This is a genomic window from Photorhabdus temperata (assembly GCF_025384845.1).
Lineage (GTDB): Bacteria > Pseudomonadota > Gammaproteobacteria > Enterobacterales > Enterobacteriaceae > Photorhabdus > Photorhabdus temperata.
This window is the reverse complement of sequence record NZ_JAJAFX010000013.1, coordinates 35,633-59,285: the sequence shown is the minus strand read 5'-3', so window position 1 is coordinate 59,285 and position 23,653 is coordinate 35,633. Positions and strand designations below refer to the sequence as shown.

Annotated in this window: 19 protein-coding genes, 1 tRNA gene and 1 CRISPR repeat array; of the genes, 7 read left to right on the top strand and 13 right to left on the bottom strand. The window is 42.8% G+C overall.

The window, feature by feature from the left end:
* Positions 1-448 precede the first annotated feature (448 nt).
* From LGZ99_RS07125 to LGZ99_RS07110, 4 genes are all read right to left on the bottom strand, one after another.
* Positions 449-580 carry a hypothetical protein gene (locus LGZ99_RS07125; protein ID WP_262978984.1) on the bottom strand — a complete coding sequence of 44 codons (132 nt, stop codon included), beginning with the start codon at positions 578-580 and terminating at the stop codon, positions 449-451.
* 261 nt (positions 581-841) lie between these two features.
* Entirely contained in the window at positions 842-3,610 is a 2,769-nt protein-coding gene (gene cas3f, locus LGZ99_RS07120) for a type I-F CRISPR-associated helicase Cas3f (protein WP_262978983.1), read from the bottom strand.
* Positions 3,607-4,587, bottom strand: a complete 981-nt coding sequence (cas1f, locus tag LGZ99_RS07115) for a type I-F CRISPR-associated endonuclease Cas1f (RefSeq protein WP_021326535.1) — start codon at positions 4,585-4,587, stop codon at positions 3,607-3,609. The genes cas3f and cas1f overlap by 4 nt, the downstream gene beginning before the upstream one ends.
* A gap of 583 nt (positions 4,588-5,170) precedes the next feature.
* A tRNA-Ser gene (locus LGZ99_RS07110) sits at positions 5,171-5,258 on the bottom strand.
* Between the two features lie 182 nt (positions 5,259-5,440).
* On the opposite strand from LGZ99_RS07110, the gene tusE reads away from it, so the two are divergent.
* The gene (gene tusE, locus LGZ99_RS07105) at positions 5,441-5,770 is read left to right on the top strand and encodes a sulfurtransferase TusE (RefSeq protein ID WP_021326537.1); all 330 of its coding nucleotides are present in this window, start codon (positions 5,441-5,443) and stop codon (positions 5,768-5,770) included.
* Positions 5,771-5,782: 12 nt separating this feature from the next.
* Here the strand turns inward: tusE and yccX are convergent, their stop codons facing one another.
* A complete protein-coding gene (gene yccX / locus LGZ99_RS07100; protein WP_262978982.1) occupies positions 5,783-6,061 on the bottom strand; it encodes an acylphosphatase in 279 nt (92 codons plus the stop codon).
* Between the two features lie 225 nt (positions 6,062-6,286).
* On the opposite strand from yccX, the gene hspQ reads away from it, so the two are divergent.
* Positions 6,287-6,607 (top strand): heat shock protein HspQ, encoded by a 321-nt coding sequence (gene hspQ / locus LGZ99_RS07095; protein WP_021326539.1) that lies wholly within the window; start codon positions 6,287-6,289, stop codon positions 6,605-6,607.
* A gap of 34 nt (positions 6,608-6,641) precedes the next feature.
* Positions 6,642-7,089: a CRISPR direct-repeat array (repeat unit 28 nt; unit sequence TTTCTAAGCTGCCTGTACGGCAGTGCAC).
* A gap of 287 nt (positions 7,090-7,376) precedes the next feature.
* On the opposite strand, the gene LGZ99_RS07090 is transcribed toward hspQ, so the two are convergent.
* Together LGZ99_RS07090 and helD are read right to left on the bottom strand one after the other, a co-directional pair.
* On the bottom strand, positions 7,377-7,790 hold the full coding sequence (locus tag LGZ99_RS07090) for a CoA-binding protein (RefSeq protein WP_021326137.1): 414 nt from the start codon (positions 7,788-7,790) through the stop codon (positions 7,377-7,379).
* A gap of 59 nt (positions 7,791-7,849) precedes the next feature.
* Positions 7,850-9,904, bottom strand: coding sequence for a DNA helicase IV (gene helD / locus LGZ99_RS07085; RefSeq protein ID WP_036840425.1), 2,055 nt, complete (start codon positions 9,902-9,904; stop codon positions 7,850-7,852).
* A 119-nt stretch (positions 9,905-10,023) separates the two neighbouring features.
* Between helD and yccS the strand changes: the two genes are divergently transcribed.
* Positions 10,024-12,162 carry a YccS family putative transporter gene (gene yccS, locus LGZ99_RS07080; RefSeq protein ID WP_262978981.1) on the top strand — a complete coding sequence of 713 codons (2,139 nt, stop codon included), beginning with the start codon at positions 10,024-10,026 and terminating at the stop codon, positions 12,160-12,162.
* Between the two features lie 60 nt (positions 12,163-12,222).
* Here yccS and LGZ99_RS07075 read toward each other — a convergent pair whose 3' ends face one another.
* Positions 12,223-12,825 (bottom strand): TfoX/Sxy family DNA transformation protein, encoded by a 603-nt coding sequence (locus LGZ99_RS07075; RefSeq protein WP_023045547.1) that lies wholly within the window; start codon positions 12,823-12,825, stop codon positions 12,223-12,225.
* Positions 12,826-13,072: 247 nt separating this feature from the next.
* Here LGZ99_RS07075 and sulA point away from each other — a divergent pair, with 247 nt between their 5' ends.
* Both sulA and ompA read left to right on the top strand, forming a co-directional pair.
* Positions 13,073-13,597 (top strand): SOS-induced cell division inhibitor SulA, encoded by a 525-nt coding sequence (gene sulA / locus LGZ99_RS07070; protein WP_021326133.1) that lies wholly within the window; start codon positions 13,073-13,075, stop codon positions 13,595-13,597.
* A gap of 554 nt (positions 13,598-14,151) precedes the next feature.
* A complete protein-coding gene (ompA, locus tag LGZ99_RS07065) occupies positions 14,152-15,255 on the top strand; it encodes a porin OmpA (RefSeq protein WP_021326132.1) in 1,104 nt (367 codons plus the stop codon).
* A 141-nt stretch (positions 15,256-15,396) separates the two neighbouring features.
* On the opposite strand, the gene LGZ99_RS07060 is transcribed toward ompA, so the two are convergent.
* Complete coding sequence (locus tag LGZ99_RS07060; protein ID WP_262978980.1) at positions 15,397-16,566, bottom strand: RNA-guided endonuclease InsQ/TnpB family protein; 1,170 nt, start codon at positions 16,564-16,566, stop codon at positions 15,397-15,399.
* Between the two features lie 196 nt (positions 16,567-16,762).
* On the bottom strand, positions 16,763-17,218 hold the full coding sequence (matP, locus tag LGZ99_RS07055) for a macrodomain Ter protein MatP (RefSeq protein ID WP_023044629.1): 456 nt from the start codon (positions 17,216-17,218) through the stop codon (positions 16,763-16,765).
* Positions 17,219-17,426: 208 nt separating this feature from the next.
* On the opposite strand from matP, the gene LGZ99_RS07050 reads away from it, so the two are divergent.
* Together LGZ99_RS07050 and fabA are read left to right on the top strand one after the other, a co-directional pair.
* Complete coding sequence (locus LGZ99_RS07050) at positions 17,427-19,157, top strand: AAA family ATPase (protein WP_036840734.1); 1,731 nt, start codon at positions 17,427-17,429, stop codon at positions 19,155-19,157.
* 83 nt (positions 19,158-19,240) lie between these two features.
* Positions 19,241-19,759, top strand: coding sequence for a bifunctional 3-hydroxydecanoyl-ACP dehydratase/trans-2-decenoyl-ACP isomerase (fabA, locus tag LGZ99_RS07045; RefSeq protein ID WP_021324911.1), 519 nt, complete (start codon positions 19,241-19,243; stop codon positions 19,757-19,759).
* Positions 19,760-21,024: 1,265 nt separating this feature from the next.
* On the opposite strand, the gene rmf is transcribed toward fabA, so the two are convergent.
* The 3 genes from rmf to pqiB form a co-directional block, all read right to left on the bottom strand.
* The gene (gene rmf, locus LGZ99_RS07040; RefSeq protein WP_021324913.1) at positions 21,025-21,192 is read right to left on the bottom strand and encodes a ribosome modulation factor; all 168 of its coding nucleotides are present in this window, start codon (positions 21,190-21,192) and stop codon (positions 21,025-21,027) included.
* Between the two features lie 250 nt (positions 21,193-21,442).
* Positions 21,443-22,006, bottom strand: a complete 564-nt coding sequence (gene pqiC / locus LGZ99_RS07035; protein WP_023044627.1) for a membrane integrity-associated transporter subunit PqiC — start codon at positions 22,004-22,006, stop codon at positions 21,443-21,445.
* Complete coding sequence (gene pqiB / locus LGZ99_RS07030) at positions 22,003-23,652, bottom strand: intermembrane transport protein PqiB (protein WP_021324915.1); 1,650 nt, start codon at positions 23,650-23,652, stop codon at positions 22,003-22,005. Before pqiB ends, pqiC begins: the two co-directional genes overlap by 4 nt.
* Position 23,653: the final 1 nt, after the last annotated feature.

The window sequence follows — 23,653 nt, the reverse complement described above, 5'->3', positions numbered from 1 at the left end:
TTGTTTAGATAATATTTTTCTTCGTGCCGATTTCTTTTCAATTCTCTTTTAATGTTTAATGAACTTCGATTAAACGCAATTTACTATCTATCTGAACAACTTCTTTCTTAAGTTAAATCCGTCTTTTATATAAAAGCATCAGTTCCTTTATATTCCCGATTTTAAATGGTCAAACAAGTATAAACAAATGTAGGATAACATCGCCGATAAATGAATTAAACATGACATAAAATAAGCTGTTTTCAGTCACGTCGTTTTTTTTTAAAATCTGGTATTAATGGAGATCTATTTCTTTACTCTTATTTAATGGATATCTGAGTTAATCACCGATAAAAAGGTGCTTACAATCGCCAAAAACGAAGGGTTTCTATTGAGCAGTTTTTTAATCTAATCGTTTTTCCGTTTCCTGACTCGTATTTAAACTTTTCCATTCTTATTAAACTGATACTCAGGTTTTCTCTTTTCCCGGTATTTGATTCTCAGGTTTAAAACCAGCGAGGGTAAAAGATATACCAATGGAATTAAAAGCAAAGCCCATTGCTTTAATCGTTTTTAATACGGCTAAACGATATTTTTTCACTATGCGATTATCCCTATTAAATATTTTAATATAATCTCATATTTTTGTTATTAGATTAACTTTGCCACTTGGTTAATCGATTTAAAACCCATTGTTCCTGACTAACATTTTCTCTGCCAACGTCAATATAACACCGAATTTTTTACTCGTTTTAAAAAAACCTTAATCACGGTTTTTACCTTTGATGATTAAAGTTTTTACCTGTTTTTTTCATAATACACTTATCCTTATTTACCAGATTTTAAAAACACCGCATATTGTTCAGCCAATTTCGCTAAACACCCCTAAAAACGGATGATAACACCATGCTTCCCCATCATCTTTTTCCCTAAGACGGATCTCACCAAAACGTAAACTAACATCCTTTAACTCTATCTCATAAATATCAGCCAAATGCTGATAAATCGTCTCAGTATCAAGTTCAATCCAGATACTTACACCCGGCGCAAACGATAATTCCGATATATAATCAAAAGCCCCATTTGCTTTTATTCCTGCCGGGCCGCTGTCCAGAGCCATAAACTTCGCTTTTTCACCCTCTTCTTCAAGCCATAGATAATGCAACTCATCGGGCTCAGACTGACGAAACGGCTTATGACGCTGTAATTCCGCACACCATGAAGCCTGTTCACGCCACCAGAAAGCAGCACAATAACGATATTCATCATTAGGATCACCTTGAAGCTCTTCCCACAAACGTCGATGCTCAAGATCAACCAAATTTTTAAAAGGTGAACACTCTCCAGCATTATCGCGTTTCTTTATTCTTGGTAATGCACTGATTAGCTCATATTGGTCATGTTCTAATAACTCGCCTAAATCATGACTGGCAAGGAGGTAATCTTTCGACTCAAATCCTGGCCGACAATAAACCGGATGTTCTAAATTAGTCGCTTTAAGTGCCTTATAGTTTTTCGCCAGAATATGCAGATTGGGTATCTTTGGCTCTTTTTGCCGATGGCGTTGAATACGTCCGGCAAGTTGTATCAGCGAGCGCATTGAACTCGGTTCAGCAATGCTCCAATCGTAATCGTGATCCCTACCAACCTCTGCAACAGACGTTGCTACCACGACGAAAATATGATGCTTTTCCGGCATCTCCTCCAATGCCTTACGGATTTCTGCCACCTGCCACAACGCCTTTTCATTGTAACGCGTTAATGTGGAATCCAACCGATGTTCAAGATGGGAACGTATCGCCAGTGGATGCTGACTGTGATAAACACAATAATGGATATGTACATTTTTAGAAGACGGTATCTGCAATAACCGCTGTGTTACGGCAACGAGTGGATCGATGTTTGCCATACGAATTAAACCGATAGAAACGGTTTTGCCCGATGGGTGGATTTGATGGTGTTCCTTACGTAGTCTCAACATGGAGTGATGCATCACCTTTGCCATGGCTTGGATCACAACCTCGTCTTTATGCTTTTCAGCCGTTATCGGCACTAATTCAGCTTTACGTAATGGCACCTTTTTTTCTAAACAACCAACGCGCTTAACGATAAAAGCATCATGCTGATCTTTAAACTGTTGCGCATTGGTAACATCCAGTTGCACCACGTTATATTCATCAAACCAGGCACAACAGATATTCACCGGTACGCCTGGCCGACCACATGCTAATTGGTAATCCTGACGTCCAGCCCGATAAGCATTGAACAATGCCTGAATTAACGCTGGCGGCAATGTGGCCGATGAAAGCAATACCCGCGAACCAAGCAACCCTGCCCAGTTCACCAATCGGCATAAAGCCGGTAAGTCGTTGATATCAAAATCATCCGGCTCATCCAACACCAGATCAGCAGTGAGTAATCTCAACATAGGTGCAATTTGCTTCCCGCCACGAATACCTTCAGTAGCCGGAATTAAATGATCGATGGTCGCCACCAGCACAGGGGCACTGAGCAGTTTATTCAGTTTATTGTCTTTACTCAGCCAATGGCTTAGGCGACCATCATCCAAGCTACCGTCATAACTGACATACTGGTGTTCAGCAAACAGTGCTTCAGCGGATACACTGCCGGTATCAAGCTCAAGCCCTTTATGACGAAGCTGATGTAACGCTTTTACTGCCTGCGAACCAATAAGTACCGCCAAGTCATCTTCTTCCAGATGCAGTTTTTTACGTAACGCATCACCGGTTTGCAGCGTTAACGTCCGTAATCCTAAAGCGACAGAAAAACGGCATCCCTGTTTTTCATCAGCTAGCCCATACATAATCCGTGCATTAGCAAAGGTTTTACCGCAACCCGTGGAAGCCATGTTAATGCCAAAAAAGCCCTGTTCTGCTGAACGTTCGCGTAAAGCACATGCGGCATCGAACGCCTGATCCTGCCAGCGGTATTTTTCATCTTTGCTGCGTTGCTTAAATCCTTTATGACGGGTAATCGCGGGTAGCGTTTTACGAAGATGTGGCAAGCTTCGCCCCAGTAGCAAAGCATTCTGCCCAACACCAATATTGTGCTCATCTAACCGTTGTTTACACTTCCCGGTGGTTCTATCGGTATTGGCAAATGCGCCATAGTTAATATCTTGCCAACCAAGGGTTGCAGGTAATGATGAATAATGATGATCGGCCAGCATTAAGACTAATCGGGACATATGGCTGGTGAAACGCTGGTTCAAATCGCCATATTGCAATAATGATGTTGATTGCAGCGCTCTGTTCGCAAATTTCTGTGCTTTCTGGCGCCAAGTCTGACTACGGATAGGTGTACCATTTAGGAATGTCCAGACATCACGTTGTGTCGTATTGGTAGGTACAATTCCTTGCTGGTTAAAGCGCCGTAAATTTCCCACGATCCATAACAATTCAGTTTGGTTTCCACTCTTTATCCAATGACAGGCAACTGCGGTATTACGGCGTGCTGTTTTACGCAATAACTTACGTAAAGTGTTTACACCTTCCAATGTAATAGCCGTCTGCCAGGTTCGATCACCTTTTCGTTCAGCAAATTGATCCAATATTCGGCGGGTTTCCGTTAACGCTCGTTTATTGCATTGGGATACTAAAAGAATATTCATCGTGCTACTTGACTCAATTGCTGGGCGGTTGTTTGCAGTGCATCAATCATAGTGTCCAATGCATCAGATTTTTGAAATCCACTGATGCAACGTTGGCGAAACTCCTGTTCATCTTCTCCAGCCATTGCAGCGATAAATGCTTGCGGCAATACCAACGCATCTTTAATCAGATCAGCAACATCGAAGACCAAACCTCCACGACGGGTTTTTCCATGTAACACAGCCAGACCGTGCGGTAAACCAATTACCCAAGTCGCCACAGCCGCTAATCCGTAAGCCAGATAATTACCATGATCAAGAAAACGGTTTGCTAAATCTACACCACCACCTCGTTTTGCCCGGATAAAATCGCCATAACTCACTGCCTCCGCTGCCAGCTTGTATAATGCCTTAGTCATCACAGCTTCTTGCGTCATTAAATCCTGATTATTGCGGCAATTTTCAAGGTTCTGTTCATAACGGGTGAGTAATGACAATAAACGCTCACGATTAAGCATAAAAGAGCTATCCCGAAGCATTCGACTACTCAGCCAATGTTCACGGATTTGTGCAATGCGAACTTTCTGAAAAGCAATCGCTGCTGCTAATCGTTTTTCATCATCAAACCAGAAACTCACCCAAGCTTGTAAATACTCAGTAGGGCGATATTCACTTTGTGGCGTTAGCCAAGACACATCAACTTCAACATCATTAGCTGCGAACAGCGGTGTTCCACCGCCGCCACAAAAACCAACCAGAACACCCGCTCTGGCGAATTCACGCATTGCAGCCTGAGTAATAGAAGTCCCCGTTCCCAACATAATAACGGTGGTATTTGCAATTGGGATATTCCAATACAGTGATTGCTTTCCCTCATCAGTGACATATTCAACACGGCCACCATTCACTAATACCCGACAATATTGCAGGTAATAAATATTCGATCGCTTGGAATGCAAAATCGTTTTTAGGTCACTCGGAGAGAAGTTGTTATCCATAATTTAAAAATTACCTAAATAATTAATTTCATTTATGGAAAAATTATGCATAAATTTTACACAAGTAAAATATCGCAAATGAAAATCAAAAAAATTTACAATTCTTTGCTAAATTATTACATAACACTTTGCAAAAACAGGGATAGCTCCGAGTTTCCTATAACTGCCTGTACGGCAGTGCACAAATCGGTGAGTAAGCGATATATTTCGCGTTGTTTCTAAGCTGCCTGTACGGCAGTGCACTATCATGAGATTGTGGAAGTTCGGGAGCATCATTTCTAAGCTGCCTGTACGGCAGTGCACTGTTACATATTAACTCTAATCTATTGATTATCAAAGAACATAATGGTTAGAAAGTGATAAAACCCTTTTTATGAGAGACATTTTATTTTTCTTTAAAATCAATATATTAAGATTATATGCAAAAAAAGGGTATAAATTAGGGTACTGCGAAAACATCATCATTTATGATAAAGATGAGTACACATACGAATGAATTCTCCAAACGACGTGGTACACTCATGTGTAACAATAAGGTGCGAATCTTAGGAAAATTATTTAGAAACATAAGGTTAGAAAGAAGTGGCGGAGGAGGAGAGATTCGAACTCTCGGATGGTTTCCCATCGGCGGTTTTCAAGACCGCTGCCTTAAGCCGCTCGGCCACCCCTCCGCAATGGCGTGCACTATAAACAGCACTAAGACAGATGTAAAGCCCTCTCTTGTTCGATTGCCGTAAATTTACTCTTTTTCACTGTTATTGGCTTATTTTCTCCGCATATATACAGACTATCCTTGGGTATAAAAGTGTTTTTTGCTAAATTACTATCATCTTTTTTTGATGGTTAAACGATTATGTTGGTATTCGAAGGTCGTGAGATCGAAACCGATGCACAAGGTTATCTGAAAAACAGCAGTGATTGGCAGGAAGCAATGGCTTCATTACTCGCTGAACAAGAAAATATCGATTTAAGTGAGCAACATTGGGAAGTCATTCGTTTTGTCCGGGGATTTTATGAAGAATTTAATACATCCCCGGCTATCCGTATGCTGGTAAAGGCAATCGCACAAAAGTATGGCGAAGAAAAAGGCAACAGCCGCTATCTTTATCGCCTGTTTCCCAAAGGGCCAGCAAAGCAGGCAACTAAAATTGCCGGGCTACCAAAACCAGTAAAATGTATCTGATAACAATCTGGCTCAGTGGCGGACGTTAAAGTCTGCCACATTCTCCACTGCGCAGGACTGAGACGAAAAACTATCGATCCGCGCCCCCGGTGGCCCACCCTGTTCCAACCAATGGGTTAATTTATCCAGTTGCTCACTTTCACCATAAGCGACAATTTTGACACTACCATCATGCAAATTACAGACGTAACCTGTCAGCTTATTAGATTTCGCCCAACGAAAAGTTTGATAGCGAAATCCAACCCCTTGGACCCGACCATAAACATAAATGGTTAACCCAGATTTCATCATAATGACCCCCTATCTACCTAGTCACCCTGCGGTATCGCTCACATATATAGTTAAGCACGCCATTCTCGGTTGTGTTTTATATTTACTCCAGCTAACCTGAAATTAAGTGAAGTCACTCTCGCAATTATTAAAGCAAGAAAATGACTTCAACTACCGGGTATGCTCTTGTAATTCACCTTACTGCCCTCATATTCGTATCAATGCAAGGTTTTTTTGGAGGTGGCTATGATTATTGCCAGCAAATTCGGTCTCGGCCAACAAGTACGTCACAAGCTTCTGGGTTATTTGGGCGTTATCGTAGATATTGATGTGGAATATTCTCTGGAACAACCCCAAGAAGATGACATTGCATCCAATGCAGCCTTGCGTTCTGCTCCCTGGTATCATGTTGTGATGGAAGATGACGACGGCCAGCCTGTACATACTTATTTAGCCGAAGCGCAATTATCCTATGAAGCATCCGATGACCATCCAGAACAACCTTCCCTGGATGAGTTAGCAGAATCCATCCGTAATCAGTTACTGGCTCCACGACTGCGCAATTAACCCATATTATATTCCTCGAAAGGCAGTTACTGGATTTTTAAACTGCCTGTACGGCAGTGCACATATTGTCGAGAATAATGCAGTAGAAAGTGATTTTCTAAGCTGCCTGTACGGCAGTGCACCCTGACTTCGCTCTAAAGCCGCGTCATCACTGTTTCTAAGCTGCCTGTACGGCAGTGCACGCATTAAATTTGACGCCGATATCTTAAGTGATTTTCTAAGCTGCCTGTACGGCAGTGCACACGATCTGTCATGAATCATTTCCATTTCGTGCTTTCTAAGCTGCCTGTACGGCAGTGCACATTCTCCCCTTAGATCAGGTACTCTACCTCCATTTCTAAGCTGCCTGTACGGCAGTGCACCAGAACGGTGGCGAGTGGAAGCCTATCGTTGTTTTCTAAGCTGCCTGTACGGCAGTGCACTGTGTTTTTTCAAAAAAAGAATAGAGAATAGGTTTCTAAGCTGCCTGTACGGCAGTGCACTGTTGCATATTACCTCTAACTTGCTGACTATCAAAGAGTATAGTTATAAAAAGTGAAAAAACCCTTTTTATAAGGGCTAATTTATTTTACTTTAAAATCAGAACGTTATTGATTAGCGATAAAAAAGGGTCAAAATTGGGGTCCGTAGAAACAGGGTATCTTATGGCAATATTTGAAACCCAAGCGCATTTTGCCATCTAGCTCCTTAAATTCGTGCAACTTAGACATCAGCGCCAGGCTCCTTTCACTTATTGATGAACAACAGAACAGAAGTAAACTGAAAGATATTACTTTTCCAGCCCTAATCTTGGGATTTCAATTTTCGGACAGTGATCCATAACAATTTCCAGACCCGCTTCCTCCGCCAACCTTTTTGCTTGTTCGTTAATAACACCAAGTTGCAACCAGAGCACTTTTGCTTTGATATCGATAGCTTCTTGAGCGACTCTATATGCAGCTTCCGCGTTGCGAAATACATCTACCATATCAACAGGCTGGGGAATATCGGCTAATTGCCCATAAACGTGTTGCCCAAGCAATGTTTGCCCAGCAAGTTTCAAGTTGACAGGAATAACCTGATAGCCTTGTTCCAATAAATAAGCCATAACTTTATAACTTGGACGATCAATTTTCTCACTAGCCCCTACTAACGCAATAGTTCTCACTCGTCTCAATATGTCCGCAATTTGCTGGTCACTCATTTATTACTCCTTAACAAAATCCAATATTTTCACTTTGTTTATTCAGCTAAAGCAATACCTTAAGGCTTACGCTGAACAGGTACATTTAACCGCTCTAGTTGATGCACAAACACAGATGGATTTTTCTTGTCCCGCATCAACCAGACCTGCTTCTTCGCCCGGGTTAATGCAACATATAAAAGACGGCGTTCTTCCGCATCAGGAAATTCCTCCGGTTGTGGCAATAAAACCAGCTCCATCACCGATTCCCTTGCCAGTGCAGGAAAACTATCTTTCCCCTGATGCAATCCAAGAATAATCACATAATCCGCTTGTTGCCCTTTCGAAGCATGAATAGTCATGAACTCTATTTTAAGCTTAGGCCAGCGAGTCGTTGCTTTTCTCAATAGTTCAGGTTGCAAGTGGTGATAACGTGCCAGCAATAAAATTGTTTCCTGCTCGGTGACATAGCCACTCATTTTATTCAACAAAGGTTCAAGCTGATCTTCTGGCAGGATGACAACAGACTTTTTGTTACCTTTAGTCAAACTGTTTAGTTGCTTCCTCAATTGATTCGGATTTTGCTGCACAAACGTGTTAGCTACCTCACCAATCCGATCATTAAACCGATAAGAGGTATCCAGTACACATTCAGAACCTTTGCCAAAATAATCAGCAAATGCAGTAGTCAACATTAACTCAGCACCATTGAAACGATAAATTGCCTGCCAGTCGTCCCCTACGGCAAACAAGCAACTTTGGCTGTTTTGCGCCCGCAATGCAGCGAGCAATTTAGCCCTTAATGGTGAAATATCCTGAAATTCATCAACCAAAATATGCTTCCACGGGCTGATAAACCGTCCTTTCTCCAAAATATTCACTGCCTGATGAATCAACCCTGAGTAATCAACAGCACCTTCTGTTTTCAATTCAGATTTCCACGCTTTTAGTAAAGGCCCCATCAAGCGAATGCATTTTTGAAACTGATCCAGATACTCTTCCTGAGCCTGCTCTGTCATCGCCTTCTGACTGCCACCGTGCATACGCATTAAACTCAGCCAGCGCTCAAGCCTGCCTGACAAACGGTTAGCAAGCTGTTCATCACGCCAAAACTCACCTTCCGGCACTTGCCATTTCAGTCCCTCGGTCAGCCATTCCCGCCACCCTTTAGCTTGTGCTTTTTTCTCACTACATTGCTGCTGCCAGTGTTTAATCAGAAAATCTCTTCTTTTTTGCTCGTCAGTTTCTAGTGTGCTGATTTTAGGCGCTTTATTACTTCCTTGTTGAATGATATACAGCGCCAATGCATGAAACGTTTTCGCTTTGATATCTTTCACACCAAGACGAATCTGAATCCGTTCGTTCATTTCATCGGCTGCCTGATTACCAAACGCTAACAGTAATATCTGTTCAGAAATCGCCTGTTGACGAAGCAATAGCCACCCCGCTCTCGCCACCAGCACGGATGTTTTTCCACTACCCGCACCAGCAAGAACCAGCACTGAACTTTCACCATTAACAACCGCCAGGCTCTGAAAAAGATTTAAAGGAGATGTTTCTACCCGCTGAAAAAAGTCACGGTGTTGTTCCAACATACGTTCTGTCCATTGCAGATTTATCTTTTCAACAGACTTTTCACCATTCTCAAGCCAGCGCAAACAAATTCGATACCCGTCCCGGCAATTATCAAATTGCTCCAGACGCGGTAATGGCAACGGTAAAGCCTGAAATGCTGCCTGAATCCGCTGCTGTAACTGAAATAAATCCGCTTTTTTAAACCAGTGATCCCGCTGCTCAATTTTATTGATTTCATTAACCTGAGCCGCCAGTACATCAGCACTGACATCACTCATTTCCTGGCTCCATTTCTGCCATTCATCAAGCAGATAATGGTAAAAACGCTGGGTTTGCTGCCATTCAGTGCCATGAAGGCGAATAGCTTGTCCACCGGGCAGTTCAAACTCCAGCTCACCCCAGACAATGCCCCGTTTGCACTGAATATCAATTAGCTGGTTAAATGGAATAAGGTATTGATGCTTCTCACCACTGACTTCGATACCCGCATTCAGCAGACGCACCCGGTTATAAGGATGTTGAGCAAGGCGTTGGCCAATTCGTGTTGCTTTAAGTTCCATTATCGTAGCGCCATACCTGAAAAATAGTTGAACTATGTCTTATAAGGGTTTTTTATCACTAATAAACCTTTTATCATAATGGTTATTTATGACCGTTATCATTGCCTCAGAGGTATTTTGTGCTAACTGTTTCCCCCGGTCCGCGCCGTTTTCTTTATAACAGTCATCTTCTCTATTATGTCCGCATCCTGATCGCCCTGGCTGGAACAACGTTAGTGCCTTGGTTTCTGGATAAAGAACCTAAAATAACCATACCATTAACCTTGGGCGTTGTTGCCGCAGCACTGGCTGATCTTGATGATCGTCTGATTGGCCGTTTACGCAATCTGGTGATCACGCTGATTTCTTTCTTTGTCGCTTCGGCCTCTATTGAATTACTGTTCCCTTATCCCTGGCTTTTTACCATCGGGCTCGCATTATCCACCTGTAGCTTTATCTTACTGGGCGCCCTTGGGCAGCACTATGCAACTATTGCGTTTGGCGCGTTGCTGATTGCGATTTATACCATGCTGGGCGCGTCTATTTTCCCACTATGGTATCAGCAACCGCTATTACTACTGACAGGGGCAATCTGGTATAACCTGCTCACACTCACCGGCCATTTACTGTTCCCTATCCGCCCGTTACAGGACAATCTAGCGCGTTGTTATCAGCAACTTTCAGCTTATCTTGATGCCAAAGCTAACTTGTTTGATCCTGATATAGAAGAAGGATACCAGCAATCTGTCGTTAATGTGGCAATGGCAAACGGTGATTTAGTGAACACACTGAATCAAGCCAAAGCCTCCTTGCTAACCCGTCTGAAAGGCGATCGCGGCCAGCGTGGAACCCGCCAAACTCTGCATTATTACTTTATCGCACAAGATATTCATGAACGGGCAAGTTCATCTCATGTGCAATACCAAAACCTGCGGAGTATTTTCCGCTATAGCGATGTTCTGTTCCGGTTTCAACGTCTTCTCGCCATGCAAGCCCGTGCTTGTGAACAAGTTGCTCAGTCAATAATTTGGCACAAGCAATATCAACACAATCCGCGCATTGAACGTGCATTTAACTATTTGGAAAGTTCCCTGCAACAACTCAATGAACAACAGAAACATAATCTCAAAATTACTGCATTATATAACCTGCTGAAAAACCTGCGGGCGATTGATGCGCAATTATCAGGCATCAGTTCTGGGCAGTCCAATCTTTCCAAAGAAAGAAAAGATGAGACCCAACTATCTAATGAACATTTAACTGGCTGGCGCGATATCCGCCTAAGGATCAGTCGTCATCTGGCGCCACAATCAGCTTTATTCCGCCATGCGATCCGTATGTCTGTTCTGTTGTGCAGTGGCTACGCCATGATCCAATTGCTGGATCTACAACGCGGGTACTGGATTTTACTCACCAGTCTGTTCGTTTGCCAACCCAACTACAGCGCTACCCGCCGCCGTTTGGCACTGAGAATAATAGGCACCGTTGCCGGAGTATTAATCGGCTTGCCAATCCTCTACTTTGTGCCATCTATTGAGGGGCAATTGGTACTGATTGTTATCTCTGGGGTATTGTTTTTCGCTTTCCGTAATATTCAGTATGCACACGCGACCCTGTTTATCACACTATTGGTATTACTATGCTTCAATTTGCTGGGTGAAGGCTTTGAAGTCGCATTACCAAGGATTGTTGACACATTAATTGGCTGTGGTATCGCCTGGTTAGCAGTAAATTTCATTTGGCCAGACTGGAAATTTCGCCAGTTACCACAAGTGATAAGCCGGACGATGGACACCAATTGCCGCTACCTCGATGCCATTTTAGTTCAATATTATCAGGGAAAAGATAATGGCCTGAACTACCGAGTTGCCCGCCGTGATGCTCACAATAGTGACGCAGAGCTGGCATCAGTTATTTCAAACATGTCTGCCGAGCCGAAAAGTTATCAAACTTCCCAAGAAGAAGCATTCCGGCTACTGTGCCTGAATCACACCATGCTGAGTTACATCTCCGCGCTGGGGGCACACCGGGATAAATTGGATAACAAAGTTATTCTGGATATTCTTAATGATGCGATTTGTTATGTCGATGCAATATTAAAACCGGCATTAATAGATGATGATAGAATTGAGCAAATATCTGTCAATATAGCGAAAAGAATTGAGCAAACCCCAGCAAAAAGAGACAGTAAAGAACAGCTGGTATTGCAACAAACAGGTTTATTAATAGGATTGTTGCCTGAAATTGTCATTCTTATTAAACAAATTAATCAATTATAGCCAGATTGATATACTGGGGCAGTTGACTGCCCCTTTTATTTAGCTATTCACGATAAAGATCTAACAAGCCAGCTCCTTATGCCAGCGTAATAAGTCATTACGAATCTGTACCGGTAAAACGGCTGAATGGCATCCTTCAATTGCACCAGCCAAAGCAAGTAATAAACTAACATTAGATTTTCTTTTATATTGATGCAGTTTTAAATAACTGGCTTTCGCACCTAACAGCCGTAAATCTTCAACTTTACATATTCCTACCTTCCATAACTGGCGTTCAAGAGACATTCCAAGATTAGGCAAATCTTTCAAACGTGTCGGCATCTTCTTTTTACCCGTCATTTCAATTAGTGAGTAGTGATAAGCTAAATATGCATATTGAGATAGTAACTCTTGATCTTGCCAAAGAGATTCAACAACCTGGTAATAACGCAAAGTTACCGGCACTCCCTTTTTCGAGTAAATATAATTTTTCATCCCTCTGGCTTTAAATAGTACTTCAGCATGGCCATTTCCCCGTAAATATAGTTCCCCATCAGCAATAATCGCAAACATAATCCCGTCAGCCAGCAGGCTGTAACCGCCGAACTGTGGCTTCCTTGTCAATCTTCCAAATGAAAAAAAACCATTTTTGAGTTGAGTAAAACGCACCTCAGACAACAACATACAGATCACTCCATGAGTTTTGTGCAAATAAATCTTTTGTCCATAGATTTGTCCCAGCTATTAGAAAAATAAATAACAGGAACAAACAATTGAAAACATACGCAATTCAATTTTCCCTGCCAATGGTTAAATGAGTTTCAAGCCATTTATCGTAAATATTTGCGAAGCTCTTTGAAAAAATAGACTTGATCTTAGCCTGACATGAAGATACTGTATATTAATACAGTTACTTGTGGCGGGGTTCATTATGGGCATTCAATCATCTTGGGTTTACCTTCCTAAACATCAGTTAACAGAAAAGCGACTATCACTCTCTTCACCTGCGCAAGATAATTCAGCCGGACGTGGTGGTATAGTGAGTGAATTGATTTATAGTGATAACCAAGCTGTCATTAATCATATATTGCTACCTTTGTTACGCCAGTCAGGAAATGAAGCCCGCTGGTTGCTATGGGTTAGCCCTCATAAAAAACTGAGCCGCCAATGGCTAATTCGCTCCGGATTACCTTTAGATAAGATTGTGCAATTAAATCGCATCAACTCCATTACAACGGTAGACGCAATGGAAAGAGCGTTAGCAAGTGGTAATTACAGCGTGGTACTTGGCTGGCTGCCAACGTTATTAGCAAGAGATACGGTAAGATTACAGTCTGCGGCACAAAAAGGTAATGCATTGGCCTTTATTATGCGCCCACAAGATGTAAATAAAGGAGCCAATGGCACTGAATTGCAATCAAATTTACTAAAAATTCATTCCATTTACTATCATTGACCAAAATTAGGAATTATCTCGATATTCATGACACAAAATAACCAATTTAGGCTCAAAATCACTAATCACAACTAAAATCAATTAATTAAGATGGGATTAGTTGTAAAGAATAGTAAAGTTTTTTTTAAAATCATACATTATCTTTTAAATTTTTTGCTCTATTAATCAAGGGCCACTTGTAACTTTTTAACTTCGTTGTAGACTTTACACCACTAAAGGTTACTGCCCTTGGTTCCTTATGTATTGTTTGGTCCATTTGATTTGATGAAAGTGCAGTATTCCTAACTGAGTTTTTTAATCAATAATGGCTAATAGCCTATCTCAGTAGATATAATTTAGTGCAGGCCATTCTTATGGATAAATAGTGAACACAGATAGCGTACAAAATTCAAAACGTACATGCAGTAACAGTACATGAAGAATTTGGGCCCTGCTCAGTGATCGCTATTATTACTAAAGAATGGCAAATGAAATAACCTAATGGGATAGGCAGTAAGTAAAAAGGCTCCCGAAGCCAATTGCCTATTGGATGATGATAATAACGAGGCGTTAAAATGAAAAAGACAGCTATCGCGGTAGCAGTGGCAGTGGCCGCTTTCACAACTGCAGCGCAAGCAGCTCCAAAAGACAACACTTGGTATACCGGTGGTAAATTGGGTTGGTCCCAATACCATGACGTAAACTTCTACGGCAACGGTTATACCAATGAAATCGGTAATGGTCCTACTCACAAAAACCAACTGGGTGCTGGTGCCTTCTTAGGCTACCAAGCCAACCCGTATCTTGGTTTTGAAATAGGTTATGACTGGTTAGGCCGTATGCCTTACAAAGGTAACGTAAACACCGGTGCCTTCAAAGCTCATGGTTTCCAACTGGCGACTAAATTGAGTTATCCAATTATGGATGATCTGGACATCTATACTCGTCTGGGTGGTATGGTTTGGCGTGCAGATTCCAAAGCAAATTACGGCGCCACCAACACTCATCTGAAAAATCATGATACAGGCGTTTCCCCACTGGCCGCTATTGGTGTTGAGTATGCTCTGACTAAAGATTGGGCTACCCGTCTGGATTACCAATGGGTTAACAATATCGGTGACGCAGGCACAGTAGGCGCACGTCCTGATAACGGCCTGTTGAGCGTAGGTGTTTCTTATCGCTTCGGTCAAGATGAAGCAGCCGCTCCCGTTGTTGCCCCAGCTCCGGTTGTCGCTCCAACGCCAACTCCAGCGCCAGTTGTTGAGAACAAACGTTTTACTCTGCGTTCTGACGTTCTGTTCGCTTTCGCCAGCGCTGAGCTGAAAGCAGAAGGCAAGCATACTCTGGATCAACTGTATGCTGAATTGGCAAACATTGACCCAACTCAGGGTAAAGTGTTGGTTCTGGGCTACACTGACCGTATCGGTAAAAACGAACACAACCAGCCATTGTCTCAAAAACGCGCTCAAAGCGTAGTTGACTATCTGGTAGCTAAAGGCATCCCTGCCGGTAGCATCAGCGCAGAAGGCCGTGGTAAAACAAATCCAGTAACCGGTTCTACTTGCGACAAAATCAAAAAGCCGAACCTAATCAACTGTCTGGCTCCAGATCGTCGTGTAGAGATCGAAATCCAAGGCATTAAAGAAGTTGTTACTCAAGCGCAAAAAGCTGCTCATTAATCGCCTTTATTGATTACATTAGTCATTAAAAGCGCAGAAAGCCCCATTTTCAGATGGGGTTTTCTTTTAGCTGTTTATTAAAATCTTATTTCAACTCAGTGACTGCTCCCCGCCGTAAAAAACGGCGAGGCTTCCCACTTCTCAGGCCGCAACCGTCTTTATGACGGATTTACACTGGCCTCCGTGGGCAGAAACGACGAGTCCCGCCGCCTGTAATGCTGTTATGCCCTTGCGCTGGATGTTGAGCGCCGCATTGATATCGCGATCATGTTCGACTCGACAGAAAGGGCATTGCCAGAGCCGCTTATCCAGCGGCATTTCCGGCATTTTGTGACCGCAGCAATAACAAGTTTTCGAACTCGCGAACCACTGATCCAGTTTGACCAGATGGACGCCCGCCGCTGCGGCTTTGTATTCCAGTTTCTTGATGAAGCCATGCCAGCCCGCATCCCCGATAGCGCGGGCAAGGTGGTGATTCTTCATCATGTTGGCCGATTTCAGCGTCTCAACAATTATCGCTTGGTTTTCGTCAACCATTGTCCGAGAGAGTTTGTGTTGAAAATCGGCGCGGGCATTGGCTACCCGCTCATGGACTGCCGCCAAACGTAATCGGGCCTTCCCGCGGTTAGCACTGCCCTTTTGTTTGCGGGACAGCGATTTCTGCTTTCGACGCAGGTTACGGGTGGCGTTGATTAGGTGACGCGGGTTATTGACCTTCTCCCCGTTCGACTCGATAAGATAGTGGGACAAACCCATATCGCAACCGGTCACGCGGGTGATAACGCCCGGCTTTTCCCGCGCCTCTTTTCCATCGTCACACAGGATAGCGGCGAAATATTTTCCCGTGGCGGTTCGGGACAGCGTAATGCTCTTCACTTCCCCTTCAATTTCTCGGTGTATACACGCCTTTATCGGTGACAATTTCGGGAGCTTCACCGCACCCTCCAGCACTTTCACCCCAACACAGTGATAGCTGGATTGCTTGCCCTGTTTGCGTTTGAACGTGGGAAATTGGGCGCACAACTTCGGATTGAAGAAATTATCAAACGCAGTATGCAGATTGAGCACCGCCTGCTGTAACGCGATAGCATCATATGCCTTGAGCCAGGCGTACTTGCGGGATTTCTTCGCGACCGCCAGGAGCGGTTTGAGGTCTTTGCGCGGATTTAAACTCACGCCGTGACGTTTGTAAGCCTGCTTTTTAATGTGCAGCGCCTTGTTGTACGCAAAACGGACCGCACCGAACTGGCCATTAAGATACTCGGCCTGTTCGGGTGTGGGGTAGAGGCGGACTTTGGTCGCTCTTAACATATTCAGCGCTCATTGATAAAGTGCATTCATTTTAGCCTGTTTTACCGGCAGATATCCATTCAGTCAGGATACGTCGCAGTAGCCCGCCTTAAAGCCCTTTGGACTTTTCGCCTTATATCCCCGCCCGCACTGGGCAAGGGTTTACGGCGGTTTTTGCTAAAAATCTCATTGTAATACCAACCCACAACAACTGAGGTTACTCGTTCTTACCCAGAATAACTTCCAAGTCATGCTTCAAACTGGACATTTGGTTGGCATATTTTTCTTTACGTTCAGCATCTTCAATTAACTGTACGATAGTTTCAGACAGCGTGTTACCCCGTCTCTGAGAAAGTGCAGATAAGCGATGCCATACAGGAAAATCTAAATCGATAGATTTCTTGCGCGTATGCTGATGCTCCGCATTAAAATGCCGTTTACGCCGGGCACGGATAGTTTGTTTCATTCGGTTGAACAAATCAGGATTCATATGCTGCTCAATCCATTCAAGTACCCTTACCGGTTCACTCTCAAGTTTAATGAGCTTATCAACCGCTGCATGAGCTGCGCTGTTTTCTATATATTTAGTAATTGGCTCACCTTCCTGATGTTTTCTCATCAGATAAGCCCATTTCCAGCCACATTCCAGATTTTCCAGTTGTTGATATTTCATCTTACTTTCCCGGTGACAGCGTAACTTAAAAATAAGCATAGCAACTATTTAAGTAAATTGCTTATAGCCAAACTGATGAATGCCTATTTTTTACTCAAAATAATGCCTTACATAAAGCGTCTAAAATAGCAAACATTCAAGCATGTTGGTTTATATCTTAATCTTGTATAATCGACGCTTTCCTACTTTACAATATATAGCGATCACTTTGACCAATAACAAACTAGACTGGCAGGCATTACTGCCGAATTGCGCACCCTATGAAGCGCTTTTTCATTCTGCTTCCCAACAGACGCCTGCCAGTATGGAAGCCGTTCAATTACGGCTGCATAGTGGCTTGCAGCTTTTCTGCCGGATGGATTCCCGCCAGCCTTTTATGCTGTTGAAAGCCGAAGAATGTGATACTTATTTGTCAGCATTGGCTGAATCTATCCATCCATTACTCCCTAAAGACATTCCCCAAATTGGTGGCAATTATCAAATAGAACAACAAAAAATCAGCTGGCAACCCTCAACAGAGGGCCATTTCACACCTGAGTTGCGAGTAGCCTATCGTGAATGGATAGAAGCAGAGCAATTATTTGGCTGCGTCCATTCTCACCACGGAGAAATTCACCTGCAACCCGGTCTGGTCCATCAGGTAAATGGCGGTGTACTTATCCTGCCATTACGTACCCTGTTATCTCAGCCATTAATGTGGGTTCGCCTGAAACAGATGATTATTCAGCAACGTTTTGAATGGTTATCTCAGGATAATAATAAACCTTTGCCATTACCAATCCCCTCCATGCCATTAAATCTGCGTCTGATTCTGGTTGGGGATCGTCTGAGCCTCGAAGAGTTTCAGGTTACAGAGCCTGAATTAGTGAAAAATGCGCTATATGGTGAATTTGAGCTGGATATGCCACTGCATAATGAGCAAGATTTAAGTCTGTGGTGCAGTTATATCAATGGGCTTATTCAACAGTGGCAATTGCCACCATTGAGCGGTAATGCCTGGCCTGATTTTATCCAACAAGCAATTCGCTATGCCGAAGATCAACACAGCTTGCCTTTGGATATTCTCTGGCTGCAACGGCAACTGACCGCTGCGTCACTCTATCAGCAAGAAAATCAGATTACAGCGCTATCAATTAAACAAGCAGAAGAAAATCGTCGCTGGCGCCACAACTATCTGCCCAAACGTGGCTTAGACGATATTCATCAAGGTCAGATTCTTATCCGCACCCAAGGCATGGTCATCGGTCAGATTAACGGATTATCTGTACTGGAATATCCCGGCCACCCAGATCCCGTCGGCGAGCCATCCCGTATTACTTGTGTGGCTCATATGGGAGATGGGGAATTTATTGATGTTGAACGTAAAGTCGAGTTAGGCGGTAATATCCATGCGAAAGGTATGATGATTATGCAAGCCTTTCTGATTTCCGAGCTAAAGCTGGATCAACCACAACCTTTCTCTGCCTCTATTGTATTTGAACAGTCCTATGGTGAAGTTGATGGCGATAGCGCTTCACTTGCTGAATTATGTGCACTGGTAAGTGCGCTTTCCCAGCAACCCATCGATCAACAACTGGCAGTCACAGGTGCGGTGGATCAATTTGGTTATGTTCAACCCATTGGTGGTATTAACGAAAAAATAGAAGGTTTTTTTGAAATATGCCACCGCAGAGGACTCACCGGCCAGCAAGGCGTTATCCTGCCAACAGCGAATATCCGCCATTTATGTCTTAATCAAGCGGTTGTAGACGCGGTAAAAGAACAAAAATTTCATTTATGGTCAGTAGAGCATGTTTCTGAAGCACTACCTTTATTAACAGGTGTCCCTTATTATGATCAACAAGAAGAACACTTGTTAGCTATGATACAAGAACGTATAACCCAAGCGAATAATCAGGAACAGTCTAAATTTCCGTGGTTTCTTCGCTGGTTAGGTTAATTCAGAATGTCTGATCGGAGTTGTTCAGCGTACAAGTGTACACTATTATTTACCCTACATTAAATATAAGGCTATTTTAGAATATGGTTGATAAACGCAAATCCTACACAAAAGAAGATCTTATGGCATCTGGACGAGGTGAATTGTTCGGAGAAAATGGGCCGCCATTACCATCAGGCAATATGCTGATGATGGACCGCATCATTGAGATGACAGAAAACGGTGGCACCCACGGTAAAGGCTATGTAGAAGCTGAACTGGACATTAATCCTGATTTGTGGTTTTTCGGCTGCCATTTTACTAACGATCCGGTAATGCCGGGCTGTCTTGGCCTTGATGCAATGTGGCAATTAGTGGGATTCTTCCTTGGCTGGGTAGGTGGCGAAGGCAAAGGCCGCGCGCTTGGTGTTGGCGAAGTTAAATTTACTGGTCAGGTATTACCAACAGCGAAAAAAATCACTTACCGCATTAATTTCAAACGTGTTATTAACCGTAAATTGATTATGGGTCTGGCTGATGGTGAAGTACTGGTAGATGGCAAAATTATCTATACTGCAACAGATCTGAAAGTGGGGCTGTTTAAAGATACCAGCACTTTCTGACAAACTAATCAGTGAAATATTAAAAAGAAAGGTGACTGGCTAATTGCTTTTCACCTTTTTATTATCAAGTAACACCCACCGTGTCTATATCTGGAGTGACGCTCCCCGCCCTGTCGAGGATTTACGGCTGTTTTTGCTAACATATTCTTCCCGCAAAGACCATTCCAGCGACACCTCAAAATCCGGGGTTTGATACCCAGTAATGGTAATAGAACGTAAAAATTAAGTTAATCTCTAAATTTTGACCTGCCTGCACATATTTAGACGTAAAACCAGACCTGATCAATCTGCATCATGGGCACTTATTCTCTTTGGCTGATTAGTATGCAATTGGCAAATTGTGCTATGCTCAAATTGACTTGGCATATCAAATAAGCTCACAAGAGCATACTGATAACAAGTAAAAATATTAATAAAATTTATGATTAGTGATTATTATTAACAAACACAACCAAGGGTGATTGATATGAACATCAGAAAGATAGTGCTCATAACCGTAGCGTTGACTCTTACACCAACTGCTATAGCAAAAAAACTAGATAGGATTGACGGTACCGTCGAAATGCTAAAAGCACCTAACACTAATGGAGATTGCTATGGAAAAATAGCGACTCCTACTCACACACAAGGATTTAGGTGGGTATGTACTATTAATGGTGGGTCGACGTTATTATCATTGCTTCAAACAGCCTATACAAGTCATGAAATTGTAACCATATCAATCGCTGGGATTGAGGAATATAGCCGTCTCTTTTGGGTTGAATTACATCATAAATGTTTATCAAACCCAGCTTACTGCAATTATTGAATTACTTTATCCTTCACATTAGTAAGTAGATTATTTAATGGCCGTAACATCAGCCATGTTGAACAGGTTAAATAGGATATGTCACCTGGCGGCCATTGATTCACATTTTATCGAATTCGCAAATAAAATCTCGAAGGAGCACAACAACATGAAAAAATTGGAATCCTGACATTACTAATATTTACCGATTTATTACACACCGTGCATCAAGACCTTTATCGTACAATATCTTAAAATAGAATTATTAGTGCCGGGATAAACTTATTTTATGCGATATGACCATTTTTACTTTAATCACCACAAAGGGAAATCTAAGCAGAAAAAATATCAACAAGACTTAATCTGACAGATATCTGTATTAATCAGTCACTGTCAGATCAAATTTAGGTTAATATACATTTATAAAAAGTAGAGATTTTGCTCACTATTACTTAATTTGTGGCCTTAGCTTGCCAGACTAAGCCATTGTTACCCTGTCTTCCATAGCCTGACGCCACCCTCCTAACCAATGAGAACGGGCATCTAGTGAACAATAGGGGCAATGCTCCCTTGGACGTCCTAAAATGCCAGCCTGATACCCTTTCGACAACGCACGCGCTAAACGATCTCGTTTCTGTCTCTTCATGCCTTATTTACCTCATAAGCTATATCAGTAGAAAGAAAACAGTGGTCGTCATTTATCCAACCACAATTTAGAAATACCCCTATAAGTTTTGAAAATCAAGTCAAGAAGTTCATATTAATGTAATATTTGTTATATCCGTACAAAAGAATCGATAACAGGCTAATAATAAAGAGAAATTTTTATCTTGCTAATAATAATTATTTATCTTCTCCGGGCGAAAAAGGCTTTAACACCCGGAGAATGACAGAGGTTAAGATTGGGAGATGAGTTGATTGGCAATAGCCTGCGCTAATTGGCTCCATCCTTTTGCTAATGTGCGCACTAAATCATCGTAACCATCTTCTTCCTGTTTTAGCTCCAGATTAAAAGGCTGTTTAACAACGCTCCCCTGATGGGTTAATGTCCAGTAACCTTGCAGAATCACCTTACCATCATAACGACCATGAAAACGGGTAACTGTCACATTCAAAGAATCCGGCTTATTAACCAATGGTTGGGCAGAAACCAAACGTCGAGGCAACGCCACGGTTAATTCAGCTACCAGCACTTGTTGTAATTGCTGTTCCAGTGGACTGGCCCATAAATGATTCACTGCACTTATATAACTGACATCACTGCTTTGATATACCACACCGGAGGATGACAGATAATCGGATAACATAACCCGTTGTACCCATAACTGACGATCATGCTGTACAGCAGCACTCTTTTGTGGCGTTACTTCTACTACCGGCAATTGGTAATACGTTTTTTCCGGCTGACTACTACAAGCAGAAATAAGAATCACTAAGATTAACGCCGATATTCTCATCATTTTTTAGCCTTCTTCGGTTCTGGATCTTCAATTGGTTTAGCCTCAAAAACTAACGCATTACTCTTATTATTCAGTGTCTTCAGCACGGGACGCAGCTCACTCAATACTTGATCCAGTCTCTGCATATTATCCAGCATCTTGTTATAAGCCGGTGAGCCAGGCTGGAAACCTTGCATACTGCGGTTAAACTCCTGCAATGTCTTCTGTATATCTTTCGGCAGCTCTTTCGTTTCAGGATTTGCCAGCACTTTATTCAATTCATCAAGGGTCTTTTGCGCTTTTCTGATCGCCTTCTGGCTCTCTTCCAGAGTACGGATAGCCTGATTAAACATCGGTTCAACCGGCATATTATTAATTTTGTCCAGCGCTGAAATGACTTTATGCTGAATCTGAGCAAGACCGCCACTGATTGTCGGTAATAACGGATAACCTGCGATCTCATACGGTCCGGCCCACCCTTTTTCATTCGGATAAAAATCCAAATCAATAAACAGAGCGCCAGTCAACAAGTTACCTGATTTGAGAGAAGCCCGCAGGCCACGTCTAGTTATGCTATTCAGCTCTTTCTCAACATCAAACCCTTTTCCCAACTTTTTCTCAAAGCGTCCTGGTTCAATAGAGATAAGTACCGGAATACGAAAATCGTTATCCATACGCTGTATCATCCCTTCCGAATAGAACGGTACCTTTGCCACCGTCCCCAGACGAATCCCGCGAAACTCCACTGGCGCCCCCGGTTGTAAACCACGAACGGAATCAGAGAAGAGCAACAGATAATCTTTATGTTCGGTATATAAAGAATCCTGAATGCTTTTTTTATTATCGAAGAGTTTGTAAGTGGTCTTTTCTTTAACCGGCCCCCCCAGTTCCCAACCTTTAGGTACATCAAAGCTCACACCACCACCAAACAGAGTTGATAGCGAAGCCATGTCAACACGCACCCCTTGGGAAGACAGATCAACCGTGATACCACTTTCTTTCCAAAAACGGACGTTAGTTGTCAGCAATCCATCATAAGGTGCATTAATAAACAATTGGTATCGCATCAGGTGGGATTTTGGTTCAAACTCGCTGATTTCAACAGAGCCAACCCGATAGCCCCGAAACAGCACTGGATCGCCCGGATTGAGCTGACCGGCTTTATCACTGTTCAGTATTACACGGATACCTTTTGCGTCAGGTGAAGCCAATGGCGGTGAATCCAACAAATTAAATTCATCTTCTTCATCACCCAGTGCTCCCGGTTGCAGTTCAATAAAAGCCCCGGACAGAAGAGTACCAAGACCAGATATGCCATCACGGCCAATCTGCGGTTTCACCACCCAAAAGGCACTATCACTGTGTAATAGGGTTTCCATACCATCATGCAGCCGGGCCTTGATAATAACCTGACTAAGATTATCACTCAGCATGACCCTCTCAACCACGCCAACATCCACACTGCGGCTCTTAATTTTAGTTTTACCTGCTTCAATTCCTTCTGCGTTGGAAGTAATCAACGTCACTTCCGGCCCTTGGTGGCTGAAATGGTAAAATAATATCCAGGCACCAATAAGCACCGTCACAATCGGCACAATCCAGACTGGCGACCAACTTTTAATTTTATCGATTCTGGCCTGACTCTGGTCTTCAACTTTATCCGTCACT

Excerpts from the sequence above, each read along its gene's own strand:
- cas3f (WP_262978983.1), bottom strand. The coding sequence starts at position 3,610 with ATGAATATTCTTTTAGTATCCCAATGCAATAAACGAGCGTTAACGGAA.
- cas1f (WP_021326535.1), bottom strand. The coding sequence starts at position 4,587 with ATGGATAACAACTTCTCTCCGAGTGACCTAAAAACGATTTTGCATTCC.
- tusE (WP_021326537.1), top strand. The coding sequence starts at position 5,441 with ATGTTGGTATTCGAAGGTCGTGAGATCGAAACCGATGCACAAGGTTAT.
- yccX (WP_262978982.1), bottom strand. The coding sequence starts at position 6,061 with ATGATGAAATCTGGGTTAACCATTTATGTTTATGGTCGGGTCCAAGGG.
- hspQ (WP_021326539.1), top strand. The coding sequence starts at position 6,287 with ATGATTATTGCCAGCAAATTCGGTCTCGGCCAACAAGTACGTCACAAG.
- LGZ99_RS07090 (WP_021326137.1), bottom strand. The coding sequence starts at position 7,790 with ATGAGTGACCAGCAAATTGCGGACATATTGAGACGAGTGAGAACTATT.
- helD (WP_036840425.1), bottom strand. The coding sequence starts at position 9,904 with ATGGAACTTAAAGCAACACGAATTGGCCAACGCCTTGCTCAACATCCT.
- LGZ99_RS07075 (WP_023045547.1), bottom strand. The coding sequence starts at position 12,825 with ATGTTGTTGTCTGAGGTGCGTTTTACTCAACTCAAAAATGGTTTTTTT.
- sulA (WP_021326133.1), top strand. The coding sequence starts at position 13,073 with ATGGGCATTCAATCATCTTGGGTTTACCTTCCTAAACATCAGTTAACA.
- ompA (WP_021326132.1), top strand. The coding sequence starts at position 14,152 with ATGAAAAAGACAGCTATCGCGGTAGCAGTGGCAGTGGCCGCTTTCACA.
- LGZ99_RS07060 (WP_262978980.1), bottom strand. The coding sequence starts at position 16,566 with ATGTTAAGAGCGACCAAAGTCCGCCTCTACCCCACACCCGAACAGGCC.
- matP (WP_023044629.1), bottom strand. The coding sequence starts at position 17,218 with ATGAAATATCAACAACTGGAAAATCTGGAATGTGGCTGGAAATGGGCT.
- fabA (WP_021324911.1), top strand. The coding sequence starts at position 19,241 with ATGGTTGATAAACGCAAATCCTACACAAAAGAAGATCTTATGGCATCT.
- rmf (WP_021324913.1), bottom strand. The coding sequence starts at position 21,192 with ATGAAGAGACAGAAACGAGATCGTTTAGCGCGTGCGTTGTCGAAAGGG.
- pqiC (WP_023044627.1), bottom strand. The coding sequence starts at position 22,006 with ATGATGAGAATATCGGCGTTAATCTTAGTGATTCTTATTTCTGCTTGT.